Annotated in this window: 9 protein-coding genes; 4 read left to right on the top strand and 5 right to left on the bottom strand. The window is 32.2% G+C overall.

Annotated features, from left to right (window positions below; genetic code table 11):
- Positions 1–40: 40 nt before the first annotated feature.
- Positions 41–3,199, bottom strand: a complete 3,159-nt coding sequence (locus DG508_RS08810) for a TonB-dependent receptor (protein ID WP_108867793.1) — start codon at positions 3,197–3,199, stop codon at positions 41–43.
- 439 nt (positions 3,200–3,638) lie between these two features.
- Positions 3,639–4,673 (bottom strand): LacI family DNA-binding transcriptional regulator, encoded by a 1,035-nt coding sequence (locus DG508_RS08805; protein ID WP_108867792.1) that lies wholly within the window; start codon positions 4,671–4,673, stop codon positions 3,639–3,641.
- Positions 4,674–5,002: 329 nt separating this feature from the next.
- Between DG508_RS08805 and DG508_RS08800 the strand changes: the two genes are divergently transcribed.
- The 4 genes from DG508_RS08800 to DG508_RS08790 all read left to right on the top strand — a co-directional run bounded on the left by DG508_RS08800 (position 5,003) and on the right by DG508_RS08790 (position 8,207).
- On the top strand, positions 5,003–5,899 hold the full coding sequence (locus DG508_RS08800) for a tail fiber domain-containing protein (RefSeq protein ID WP_159090771.1): 897 nt from the start codon (positions 5,003–5,005) through the stop codon (positions 5,897–5,899).
- Positions 5,900–6,518: 619 nt separating this feature from the next.
- Positions 6,519–7,040 (top strand): UpxY family transcription antiterminator, encoded by a 522-nt coding sequence (locus DG508_RS08795; RefSeq protein ID WP_108867790.1) that lies wholly within the window; start codon positions 6,519–6,521, stop codon positions 7,038–7,040.
- Positions 7,041–7,282: 242 nt separating this feature from the next.
- Complete coding sequence (locus DG508_RS20995; RefSeq protein ID WP_159090770.1) at positions 7,283–7,498, top strand: hypothetical protein; 216 nt, start codon at positions 7,283–7,285, stop codon at positions 7,496–7,498.
- 10 nt (positions 7,499–7,508) lie between these two features.
- On the top strand, positions 7,509–8,207 hold the full coding sequence (locus DG508_RS08790; protein ID WP_159090769.1) for a hypothetical protein: 699 nt from the start codon (positions 7,509–7,511) through the stop codon (positions 8,205–8,207).
- Positions 8,208–8,395: 188 nt separating this feature from the next.
- On the opposite strand, the gene DG508_RS08785 is transcribed toward DG508_RS08790, so the two are convergent.
- The 3 genes from DG508_RS08785 to DG508_RS08775 all read right to left on the bottom strand — a co-directional run.
- Complete coding sequence (locus DG508_RS08785; protein ID WP_108867788.1) at positions 8,396–9,463, bottom strand: hypothetical protein; 1,068 nt, start codon at positions 9,461–9,463, stop codon at positions 8,396–8,398.
- Positions 9,464–9,493: 30 nt separating this feature from the next.
- Positions 9,494–11,620, bottom strand: a complete 2,127-nt coding sequence (locus tag DG508_RS08780) for an aminotransferase class III-fold pyridoxal phosphate-dependent enzyme (protein WP_108867787.1) — start codon at positions 11,618–11,620, stop codon at positions 9,494–9,496.
- A partial coding sequence (locus DG508_RS08775; protein ID WP_159090768.1) for an SDR family oxidoreductase occupies positions 11,589–13,688 on the bottom strand: 2,100 nt, incomplete at its 5' end. The genes DG508_RS08780 and DG508_RS08775, both read right to left, overlap by 32 nt.

Genomic DNA, 13,688 nt, shown 5'->3' with positions numbered 1-13,688 from the left:
GGAGTTACCTGCTGTATTTTATACATGTTTCCTTATGATATTAAAATATATACCGTAGTCCAAATTGCATTTGCCATCTGGATTGAAGACTGGCATCTGAACCAAAAGTTTTTTTCAAATCTGGATTAAATGTATATGTAGGCGTATTGGTCGTTGGATCTACAGAAACTGACAATGGGTTTAAGGTATTAGGCGTTGATATTACCCCCCAATCAGAATTAAGCAGGTTTCCAAAATTTAATATATCTATACTAAACTGGATCGTTTGTTTACGCTCATGAATCATAAAATTGAAATCTTGCAATAGTTTTACATCCCATTTACTTCTCCATGGTGCCAATGCTCCATATCGTTCTGTATATTCTCCTCTATTTTCACTGAGGTAATCATCTTGTTGAATAAAGGCTTCAAAAGCTTCTGCCTGACCCACGCCTGAAAACTGCATTTGTTGTACTTCTGTTGCGGTAGGAATATACAATAGGTCATTATTTTGTAAAGAACTATCATTATTTATATTTCCTGCATAGGTATAATTAAACCTCCCTCCTTGTGCATATTCAAAAAACGTAGAGATCACGGTTGACCATTGGTCATTTTTTCCATAATTAAATTGTTTGGTTCCAACACCAATAAAACGATGCGTATCACCATACTTAGAGTGTGCTAACACATCTTGATTTGCATTACCTGATACGGGATTAAAATCAAACGCATCTCCTGTGATTTCTGCTTCGATAGAATTGATATCTTTTGCATTAAGGTAGCTATAGGCCAGACTTGCATACAATCCGTTTTCAAATGTTTTTTGTGCTTTTATAGAAGTGTTCCATATTCTTCCTTTATTAGAATTGATAAAAACATATCCATTATTCTCTTTGTCTGCATCAGCATATACTGGTCTATTATCTCCAGAAGCGTTTAGGGTTGCCGATGGATTTCGTAATCCCCAGTTTTGTACATGTGGGGCATTGATATCTTTGGTATATGAAATATCTGCTGTAAGTGTTAAACCGTTTTCAAACCTGTGGTCTGCTCCGATATTGGTTCTCCATACCTGAGGAAACTTAAAATCAGGACTTACTGTTTGATAAAAAAATGAGTCTACACCTTGTACCTGATTTCCTATCCATACAAAAGGAAAACGACCTGTAAACACTCCTGATCCTCCTCTGATCTGTGTTTTTGATTCTCCTTTGATATTCCAGTTAAATCCTACTCTTGGTGAAATCAAGAAATCATCATTAGGCAATACCTCAGAATCAATAGTGGTTTCTTGTTCTGTTTCTGGATTAAAATAAACAATGGTAGGGTCATAGGTTCCTTTTCGCTCTATGTTTTCTCTAATTTTATCTGCTGTATCAAAAAACAAAGGCTTGTCAAAACGAATTCCTAATGTAAGTTTAAAATCATCAGAAATATTCCATTCATCCTGAGCATAGAACGCCAATTGCCCTACATTGGTTTCTGCCAATGCCCATCCTCCTGGATCTCCTACTGCCAATTGATTGTTGTTGTTAAATGTATTTTGTGCAAACTGAAGGTTTCCTGCTAATCCGCCAGATGGATTGTTTGCATCCTCCAAAAATGCTTGAACACTTGGGTACGGTCTAAACAAACCATAATAATTACCTCCTGCTGCAAAATTATCGTAAGCAGTTAGGTTAAATGAATTATCAAACATAAATTTTTCAAAAGATCCTCCTAAGGTAAGAGTGTGATTTCCTATAAAATAATTCACGTTATTGGTAATCTGAATCACTTTTTGATCCAGTTCATTATGAATAGAAAAAGGTTCGTGACCTGCAATAATATAATTACTCTCGTCTCCATCTTGAATTACAATCGTAGGTGCGGGTGCAGAAAGTGGGTTTCTAAAATCATCAAAATGAGAATATCCTATTTGTAGTTTATTGGTGATTACATCAGAAAAGGTAGAATTTAATTCTAGTTGAAATGACTGCAATCTGTTATTGATTTCATATCCTGAATTCTCGAACTGTAGTGTTTGAAAATTTGGTCCTCTGGCGGTTATAGCTGTTGGATGTGCTGGTAGTTCTTTTGATGCATCCAAGAAATTATAGATAAAAGCTAATCTATGTTTGGTATTGATATTCCAGTCCAGTTTTAAAATTCCTTTTATAGATTCTGCTCCATAAGTAAACCCTTCATAAGCTCCTGTATTATATCCTAAGCTACCTAATGCTTGTTGTACTGCTATCAAGTCACTTTCTAAAACTCTAGATTCATTAATGGCTCCAGATCCTGTATTAGGCACAAAACCATTGGTTCCTAAGTCATCTCTCTGGTCTCTTTCTAGATTGGCAAAGAAAAACAACTTGTCTTTTACGATAGGTCCCCCAATACTGAATCCTGATTGCAACTGACTCAAATCTGGTCGTATTACCTTTTCTCCTTTTACTTTATTTCCTGTTAGGTTTTCATCTCTATAAAAACTGTATACAGTTCCGTGAAACTCATTGGTCCCACTTTTTGTTACCGCATTTACAGAAGCTCCTGTAAAACCTGATTGTGTTACATCATAGGGTGCTGATGATACCTGAATTTGATCAATAGCATCTAGCGAAATGGGTTGCGCCCCACTTTGTCCTCCTGGTGTAGGAGAGTCTAACCCAAAGGGATTATTGAATACAGCGCCATCTAATGAAAAGTTATTGAATTGGTCATTCCTTCCTCCAAAAGAATTACCACTTGCTGTTGGTTCTAATCGTGTAAAATCCTGTGCTGATCGAGAAATCGTAGGAAGTTTTGTTAGCTGTTTGCTCGTAACACTTGTTACGGCTCCTGTTTTATCACCATTAAAAGTGCCTGCGCCATCAGAAACAACTATTACTTCTCCCAGCGCTTCTGCGTCGAGTGTTAATGTGGTATCAAAAGTTAAGGTTTTACCTAATGATAAAAACACTTCTTTTTGTGTTTGAGTCTTAAACCCTAAATAAGATATTGTTACGGTATAAGGCCCTCCTACTCTAAGGTTAAGCATATTAAACCTACCATCTGAATTGGTAATCACTCCATACTTTGTTCCAGTAGGCGTGTGTATTGCTATAACATCTGCTCCCATTAAGGCGAGCCCCTGATCATCCATGACCTTTCCTCTGATGTTTGATGTTGTTACCTGCGCTGATATTTCTGCCCCCAGGAACACTAAAAAAATGACAAAAAGAAAACTGTTTTTCATAACTACAGAAAATTAAATTAATATCACACAAATTCATCACTAGGGTTTTAAGAAAAAGAGATGAATTGCAAAAAAGGCATCCTGCCTCTTGATTTTTATCCTTTTATATTCATTCTTAATTCAAAAGAATTATAGAATATTTTTTTGCGCAAACGTTTGTGCAAAATAGTAGTTTTTTCTGATTTTCCAAAACTTTCATTCTCTAACAGACTGTTATTTAACACAATTACCGTAATTACTTTATTGCAAAACAACAGTGCTCTAGGTATCTTGAAGTTCAGTAATAGAGGGATTTTACGTTGATTTATTATCCTCTTATTATTTCTCTTATTTTTAATGAAAAAAAATTACTATACTATTTAAATAATAATAATAGCCAAGTTAGAAAAGGCACTAAAAAGAGTCTTTAATTGCACTTTTGTTTTTTTAAAACTTCTTTTTATGATGAGATTTTTTGCACTGAAGCTCTTTGGATCAGGTGAGTGGGTGTTAGTACATTTGTAGATTCTTCAATTGTATTTTTATCTATCTGACTAAATAATAATTCTATCGCTTTATTTCCTATTTCATCATCTATATGAGATACCGTAGAAATTGGAGTGTATAAGAGCTCTGAATAGTTATTTTCGTCAAAAGAGATTAATGATAACTCTTCTGGGATTTTTACATTTTCCTCTTTACATGCTTTTAAAACTCCTAGCGTTATTTGATTTCCTGTAGAAAAAATAGCTGTTATTTGGGTGTCTTTTAAATTTTTAAGGATTTTTTTGGCCTCATTATAGCCATTATCATACCCAAAATCACTTCCTACGATAAAGGATTCATCTATTTGAATACCATGTTTTTTATGTGCTTCTTTATACCCATTAACTCGTTGTGTGTTTTGCGAAGTTCCTCTCAACCCTTGTATACATGCTATACGGGTATGCCCATTATTGATTAATAGTTCATTCGCTTCTAAGGCTCCTTGCTTGTCATCTGTAGAAACATAAGGTAGTTCTACATCTTCAAAAAAACGATCTACCAAAACCAATGGTTTTCCATTTTTATACAAAGCGAGCAAATGCTTATACTCTATCCCAATGGGAACGATAATAATGCCATCAACACTCCAATTTTCTAATAATTTTAATGCATCCCTTTCTATGGTAATATCACCATTACTATTGCATAAAAAAACACTGTACCCTCTTTTTCTGGATTCTTCTTCTATTCGCATGGTAATTTTTGAAAACCAAGGATTAGAAATATCAGGAATAATTACTCCAATGGTAAATGTTTTTTTCAGACGAAGGCTTTTTGCAATCTTATTAGGCGTATAGTTTAATTTTTCTGCGGTTTCATGAATGGCTGCAATGGTCTTTGTACTAATTCTATATTTTTTACCGACCCCATTCATTACTCTGGATACTGTTGATACAGAAACCCCTAATGTGTCTGCGATAGATTGTATAGTAGCTTTGTTTTTTGACATAGACTGCTCAATATTGCTTAATTGGTTGAACGCAAAAATTATCCCTACTTATATAAATACGTATAGAAAAGTAATTGATTTTTATCTACTTGCTCTTTTTGCACCTCCCCTTTTCCAAAGGTAATTTTTTATTTTGAAATCTTACTAAAGTATGTTTCTAATACATATACTGCTTCCTAAAGTGGTATAAACTTCCGCAATTACTGTAAAATATTATTTTTCAACTCATTATGTAACCTTTTCTTAAAAAAGAAAAAATATACCCCAATAGTTTGTAAATTTAATACATGCCTAACCAGCATCATACAATAATCTTAAAACCAAAAATCATGAAAATAATATTCATTAAATTATCTATCTGTATATTTCTTTTTTCCTCTATAGATATTAATGCACAATTATACGAAGCTCCTAATGGAAATGTAGGTATAGGCACGAGGTCTCCTGCAAAAAAACTAGACATCGAGGGAGGCTCACTTAGAGTTCGTTATAGCAATACCTCTCCATACAGAAGACGCCAATTTTTAATTAATACCACTGCTTCCGATCCTAGATTAGAATCTGAAAGGTTTATTGTATTCTTTAATACTCCTAGAGCCAGCTTTATAGATATTTATGCAAAAACCCTATATGAAAGATCTGATAAAAATGATAAAGAAAATATATCTATAATAAATAAAAATTATCTTGATGATTTATCTAAATTAGATGCTGTTTCTTACACTTGGAAATCTGACAAATCCAAAAAAAAAGAAATTGGATTTCTCGCTCAAGATGTTGAAAAAGTTTTTCCTGAATTAGTAAGAAATGTCGAAGGAATAGAAGGAAAATCTATTTCGTATTCTCATATGGTTCCTATATTAGTAGAGGCCATAAAAACACAAAAAGAGATGATCGAAAATTTGTCTGCTAAAGTTACAAAATTAGAAAATCAAATAGCGAGTAATAACATTCCTGCAAACTCCTCTAAATCCAGATTGATTAAAGCTTTCCCTAATCCTTCTGATGGAGAAGTAACGCTTGAATTATTTATAGCTAAAGATATAGCTACTGCTGCTGTCAAAATATTTAATTCTAAAGGGCAAGAACTAGCATCACATCCTGTTTCTGAAAGAGGAAATACATCTATAACTATTAATAGCACCAAACTAACCAATGGTATACATTTTTATTCTTTATTAATCAATAATAAAAAAGTAGATAGTCAAAAAGTATTGATTAAATAAAGAAAATATTAAATATAAAAGCTGGTTGGCATACTAGTAAGAAGGGTCGTTTATATATTTTTAAACGACCCTTTAACATCAAATTCCTCTATGTGTTTCCATCAATTTCAAAAAAACCCCTGATTTTATATAACATGCTAATAAAGTGATTCTTAAATTAAGATATATAATTCTTATAATTATTAATACTACTTTTAAAAAAGATGGATAAAATTTATATACGTTAGTTTTTAAAACAAATAAGCAAAAAAATCGTTACTATAATATGTATTGTATTTTTAACACTAATTATCTTTTTTGTGTAATTAATCTTAATATAATCGTAACGTTCAATTTTTAAAGAAATATCACTAATGTATTATATTGTTGACGTTTAAGAACAATATATCAAATAATTATCATAATATATTTGTATTTTTATACTGATAAATTAATATTTTTTTAGCAATTCAAATACTATGAATTCTTTGCATTTATACTTTACCCCTGACCATTTTTGTAAGTACAGGAAGCGAAGCTTTATCTAATCATTACCTCCCCCCATTATAAACAATAAAGTTAATGACCATTGAAGAGATTCAATGATAATTATATTTATTTCACACTAATTATTAATTTTATGACTAGAATTCTTAAAACCGGGTGGCATGTACTTTATGTAAAATCATGCCAAGAGAAAAAAGTCCATTGTCTTTTACAAGAAAAACAGATTGAGGTTTTTCTACCAACAATAAAGACTATAAGACAATGGAGTGATCGAAAAAAAACCATTTTTAAACCCTTGTTTCCTTCTTATGTTTTTGTAAATATTACATCTGCAAAAGAATTTCACAAGGCCTTATCTGTGCAAGGTGTTTGTAAATTTATCTGTTTTGGTAATGAGTACGCATTACTAACTCAGCAAGAAATTCAAAAAATCAAACTTCTTGTTAGTAATGATGAAATCTCAGAAATTAAGGTCACCCAAAATTTACCTAAAGTAGGAGATATTAGAAAAATTTTACATGGATCATTAGATGGATTAGGATGCGAGGTAATGAGGGTTGATAATACCCAAAAAATTGTTGTTAGAATTGATTCATTACACCAAAACATTATGGCAACTATTCCTTCTTACTATCTAGAGGAAGCTCTTGTTTAACAAGAAACAATTAACAAATTCATAGTTTCTTTAAAAACTATGTGTTACTTATAATTGCATCGATATCAATTTCTTTAACAAAAAGTGTATTGATATCGATGCTTTTTTTATGTATTAACAATCTTGAATAAAAATTCACTGAATCGTTATCACTTAATTTTTAACACTTTAAAGGGTTTTGAAATTGTTAAAACTGAAAAAAATAAGTAAATTAGGTACTTAATCTAATCAACACTTATATTATGAAAAAAATCTTATTAACTTTATTTGTAATGAGTTTCTGTCTCATGTCTTGTACAGATAAAAAAGCTGAACAAGAAAAAAAAGAAGCTGCTGAATTAAACCAACAAATTGAGACTGTGAAGGAAGAAGCAGAAGAAACTACACAAGAATTAGAGTCTTTAGAAAAAGAAGCTAAGGAAATTGACAATGCTCTCAATGAATTAGACAACCTATAAAATTATACCAATGAAATTCACAAGATATATATTGATGATCCTATTAATTGGGTTTATCGGAATAGCGAATGCTCAAAAACCTGAAGACGCTATAAAAGAGCGTAAGGAAAAGGTGAAGCAGAAAAAAGAAGAAATGAAAGCTCAGCGAAAAGATATAAAGGCGAAGAAAGAAGAGCTGAAAGCCCAAAAAGGGGAAATTAAAGAAGCAAAAAAAGAATTAAAAGAAGGTAGAAAGGCTATTCTGGGAGAACATAAAGAAAAAATGAAGGGAATGTCTCCTGAAGAAAAAAAGGCTTATCTAGACGCTAATCCTGAATTGAAAGAAAAGCTTACTGCCTATAAAGAAGCTACCAAAGAAAAAAGAGAAGAGATAAAAGCCAAACGAGTTGAATATAAGAACGAAAAAGCAAATCTTGTTCAAAGTAACATCGAACGTAAAAAAGAAAAGCTGGCTTTTTATGAAAATCAAAGTAGTAAAGGAACTGACAAAATTCAAAAAACTAAGGATCGTTTAGCTGCTCAAAAAGAAGCTGGTGAAATCACAGAAGAGCAATACATAGAAAAAATTGCTAAAGTTGCTAAAGTGGAAGAAAGACTAAAAAAACATCAAGAGAAGGTTACCAAGGTTCAATCCAGTCTTTCCAAAAGTGAAGAAAGGCTTCTAAAGCTTAATTCAAAAAAGGAAGAAAAATCTGATCAGAATGAATAACCAATAATAAATAGACAGTATCCATAATTTTGTGTAAACAAAATTTCAGCGGGTTTAACTTTTTATAGTTGGACCCGTTTTTCAAATATAGTTAAGAACTGAGGTAGTGTCCAATAGAAGGGTGTAACTCAAATTCTGTCTGAAAAGCACTATCTCATTAATTATACAATTAATGAGATAGTGCTTTTTTATACTGAAGCTGACGTATATACTTGTTGCGATGCTGGTTCAGCTTGTTGAATTAATTGATTTAATGTCTCCAGAAAGTGCTTTTTTTCGTCTATATATAATAGTAACACATCACATTCTTTGATAATCCCGTAGGCTCCTTCTACCTTTTGTTTTTCTTTAAAATAGAGTGCAATATTGTGATCTTCCATATCACTTATCATGGCCAGTTTAGCTACTTTTTTCTCTTTTATATCAACATCTTTGGTAGTTGATTCTACTTTTTCTATCATATCAAGATTGATGCGAGCATCTCCAAAAAGTCCATATCTAAGTATTAACTGATCTTCTTTTAATTTTGAAAAACGGAATTTCATAGATTTTAGATGTCCAAAAATTAACATAGCTACATACAAGCTACTAAAGGTAAAAACCCAAGCTAGAATTTTTAAATCATACCGATACAGTATAAGGTGCAAAACAATGGTTTCTAAAAGGACAACAAAAATAATCCCTCCAAAAACACTGGTAACTCCGCTTTTTTTATAGCAGGTAAATTCATTGTCCTTTAAAGCCCTTGTCCTCCACTCAAAAAAGGCATAGTTTACATAAGCAATTTCTGAAGCTAGAAAATTTGTAAGAAATCTATTTTCTACCATGTCATAGGCAGTTTTTTTAAATACCATATACCTGTCGGCATCTTCCTTGGCATTTGCCCTAAATGACTTAATAGACATATAACTTTTGTAAACAATATATAGAATCGCAAGAATTTCTATAACTGGTAATAGATACGTTGTAATAACTTCTAGGTGAACCCTTTGTTCTTCTAATAAAAGAAAACGCACCAAAATAATTCCTATGGTAAAAAAAGGAATTGCAGTAAGCCTAAATATCTTCTTTTCCCAAATGAGAATCAAAAATACCAAAGGAGATACTATCGTCAAAGTATAGGTAATCAATATCGAAACTGTATTGGGGTATTCCTGAAGCAAAGAGGTTTTTCCTAGTAGTACTGCCAATGCAATAATACCAATAGGAATCCCAAAGTCTATCCAACGAACTTTTGGTTCTTCTTTTTTATTCATTTCTTCTATATTTATACAACTATTATTATTTTATAATTTCTTTTTTATCATCAAATATTTCATGTGAACATACTGTTTAATCCCAATCCAAATAAAGTACCACCCTGGGATACTTACCATTTTTTCGACTCCTTTTATCAACACCTCAATGTCTTCTTTTGAGCTATTTAAAGGAGGAAGCATTCTCCCTAAAAAGGTAATGATTTTTGCCTTTTTATAGAAGGCATTTGTGATAATATTTGTAGCTTTTTTGTATGAAAAATACTTAAACGGATATGCTTTCATATTAAGATTAAATCGAATATGAAAACCTACAATTTCAATATTCTTGAAATAATTAGATTTTCTAAACAATTGACCTATTTGTTGTTGTAAATATGCTGATTTTTCTTTCACATTAGCAGCGATATTCTCCATTTCGCTTTTGCGTAGCACATCTAAAGCGAGATGTGCTCCCAGTTGGTTTTTAAACACATTTTTATAGTACTGCACGGTTTCATAATTTGTATCCTCAGCAGCTTCTATAACTTGTTGAGACATCATAACTACAGAGGTAGGAAATACCATATTACTTAAAGCTTTGGCAAAAGTGATAATATCGGGTTCTATAATGGTCGTATCAAAACTTAGAAAATCTCCTGTTCTATGAACTCCATGTAAGATTTCATCAATTCCTATCAAATACTTGTAGGTAGTTTTGTGTTTTGCAAGAAGTGATAATAAATCTGTAGGTATCTTGAGTAAGGCACCTCCTTGAATATGCTCAAACCAAACTAATCCTACCTCATTGGTTAGTAAGACATTTTCTAGATCTTTTCTTGCAGATGCTACATATGGATTTATAATTTCTACATCAGCATAAAGTGGTTCAAAATGGCTATGATCATCATTTGTTCCATTGATCGCTATTAATGTCTTTCCTGCATAGTTTCCATTAAAAACAACTATTTTCTTTTTTCCTTTATTAGCTAGCATTCCCATAATAATCCCCATCTCTACAGCACTTGCCCCACTATTACCCATCATTGCTCTACTCAACCCTGTACGTAGTGCCATTTCTTTTTCTAGGTCTTCAAAATAGTCTTTTGTCGTATCATGTTGTTCAAGCACATCATCAATAATATCTAATCGATTATGTCCTCTTGCATTACAGCCTGAGCCTCCTACACAGTCTAAATATTTTTTGCCTTTGGTAATAAAATAAGAGTATCTAGATTCTTCAAAATTCATAGAAACTGTAGTTCTAAAAAGAAAATTGAGGTATTCATTCATATACTTTGAAGCCATTTTGAATTTGAATCCTTCAGATTTTTTAATCTTTCTAAAAACATTGTTGTACTTTCTCTGGTTAAAATCAGGATACTGTTTCAAAAGAACATTCCTCACAAATCCTAGTACCAATCCATTTCCTCCATAAGTTGATGAGTGTAATAATGCTCTATCAAAGCTGTTCCAAGGTTTATGAATACTATTTTTTGTAGAAAAGGCTCCAAAAGGAAATCTGTTATCTGTTAATGCTTCTCCCCATACGAGAACATCAGACTGCCGTATCAATTCAGCTGGAAGCACTTTTATCTGGTCTATATCCAAACAGCTCATATCTAAAACAGTTACTATAGTATTCTTATGTGCTTCTATAAGAATCTGTAGTAAAGTATCGTTTACCTCTTGTTCTTTCTCTAGTTTTATTACTGCTACAGCAAGCTCTTTATTTTGGATATGAGTTGCCAAGCTACTGATATTTTCAAGAAATTCAACTCCAGGAATTAATGCTTTACCCTTACCTTTTTGCAAAGGGTCAAATATCTTTTTGTAGTAATTAAGGCTATCTAGGACGACGACTTTTCCTCCTTCTTTATCAAAAAGTTCTTTAGCTGCGTGCCTACCTACCTTTATTGCTCCATGAACAGCCTCTAAATGAGAGTTCCCAAAGAATGTTTTTCTATATTCTCCTTTTTGAAAGTGATTACTTATTTCTGAAAGCATATAAGCTACCTGAACGGATTCTTCAAACACAGGATTTATAGAGGATAAAAAACTGGGTAATCCAGCCTCGATTCTCTCTTTAAGATAATCCAGTTGTTGTGTTGAAGCTTCTTTTAGTACAGTAGATACGGCTACCTGACTATTTGATCCAATAATTAATTTTTCTTCCATAATTTAACATGAGTTTTACTTCTCTTTCTTTATTTGGATTCCAAGCAAATCCTAATTTTTTCAAAATATATTCTGTCTCTTCATTACATAACATGTAAGGGACTCTTTTTGACGCTTCTCCATCAAAAATATTGAGATGAAGCATAAAACGGTTAATTAATGCCGTATGGGCATCATACATGCCTAACATATTTTCTAGAAATTCTCTAGACTCCATACTTTGTACATCAAATCCATTTTTGTTGGCTGCTTTTATGAATGTTTTATTGTCTAACAGGTTATCATTTTTTAAGTGATAATTTCTATTCAATAATTGTTCTTTGTCAAAGATTTTAGTAATCGCCTGTGCTACTCTATCAATACACGATATTTCTGTTCCTATCTCACTATGAATAACTCCTCCTAAAAACAGATTTGCTCTGATCTGGTTATAAAAAGCATTATTTTCTATATTCTCCTGAAAATGACCCGTTTTGCTATGATAACTAAGGTTTCCTACTCTATAAATATTTACGATTGCTCCTTTTGCTCTAGCAGTATCTAACAAAGTATCTGCGTCGAACTTGCTTTTTGCATAGTGATTAAAGTGTTGTTGCTTTTTATTTGTTTCTTGCTCTGTAAATATTACTTTCAGGTTTTCTTCTTCCTCTTCTTGCGCTACTACTTCTTCACTTAAAAAACCTCCAATACTTAATGTCGAAATATGATGTATTGGGGTAGGTGTACCGATAAGAGAGAAGGAAACTAGCTCATGAATTGGTAGTGTATTTACCTTTTCAAAATCTTCTTGTTTACCGTAGTGCTTTACATTTGCTGCCGTGTTCAGAATACAATCTACTTGCTCAGCTAGCGCTTCGTATTTACTTTGCTCTATTGCAAAGAAAGGTTCTGTAATATCACCATTTATCACCTGTACCCTATCGTTGTAATCAAAAACATTCTTACCAAAATAATAGGTGTATTTATCTCGAATTCTATTTTCTGCATCCTGTTGATCCTCACCTCTAATAAGCAGAGTAACCTTGCTTTGAAGTTTTTCTAATATTTCAAACAACAGATGTACTCCCAGATATCCTGTTCCTCCTAACAAGAAAATATGATCATATGAGATCTTTTTCTTGTAATTCAGCTTACGTAATTTCTTAATATCTTTTATATAGTCTTTCTTCTGTTGCTTAAGTCTTTCTGTTGCTTTTTTATTTTCTTTCTTAATTTCTTTAGTTGCAAATTGTTCAACAAACTCCATCGCTTTGAGCTTAGAAATGTAAGATTCTAGTTTATGTTTGAGATAGTTCTTTTCATAGCTAATATTTTTGATCAACTCATCTATTGTAGGATATTCAAAAATATCGTTGATTTCCATTTGGAAATATTGTTGCAACATCGCTACAAGCTTAATTGCCAAAATAGAATTACCTCCTATCGAAAAGAAATTATCATATACCCCTACTTGATCAACTGACAATACTTCTTTCCAGATAGCGGCTATTTTTTCTTCCAATTCATTTCTTGGTGCTACATAGGTATCTTTTGAAACATTTTTGTCTACTCTTGGTAATGAGGCTGTATCTATTTTACCATTAGCCGTAATTGGTAATGCCTCTATAGATATGTAATGCTGTGGAATCATGTATGAAGGCAAACATGATCTTAATGTGGTTATGATTGTATCTTTACTGATATTTGTTTCAGACACGATATAGGCCACAATAGACACATCCTTTGTTTGCTCACAGGTATCTACGGTTACAAAAGATTGTTTAATCTCTTTGATTCTGTTTAATTGATAACTAATCTCTTCTAGTTCTATTCTAAATCCTCTAATTTTTACCTGATTGTCATTTCTACCTATAAACTCCAAATCTCCTGTGGATAACCAGCGAACTACATCTCCTGTCTTATATAATTTACTATCTGCACTACCATATGGGTTTGAAACAAAACGCTCCTTGGTAAAGTCGGGCCTATTCAAATATCCCAAAGCAATTCCTTCTCCTGAGGTATATAACTCTCCTGGAACTCCTACAGGGCATAATTGCATCTCTCTATCTAATACATACACCTGAGT

Origin of the sequence: Aquimarina aquimarini (assembly GCF_900299535.1) — a bacterium.
In the GTDB taxonomy this organism is placed as follows: Bacteria; Bacteroidota; Bacteroidia; order Flavobacteriales; family Flavobacteriaceae; genus Aquimarina; species Aquimarina aquimarini.
The sequence above is the reverse complement of the archived record's forward strand: the minus strand, read 5'-3'. Positions and strand labels throughout refer to the sequence as shown.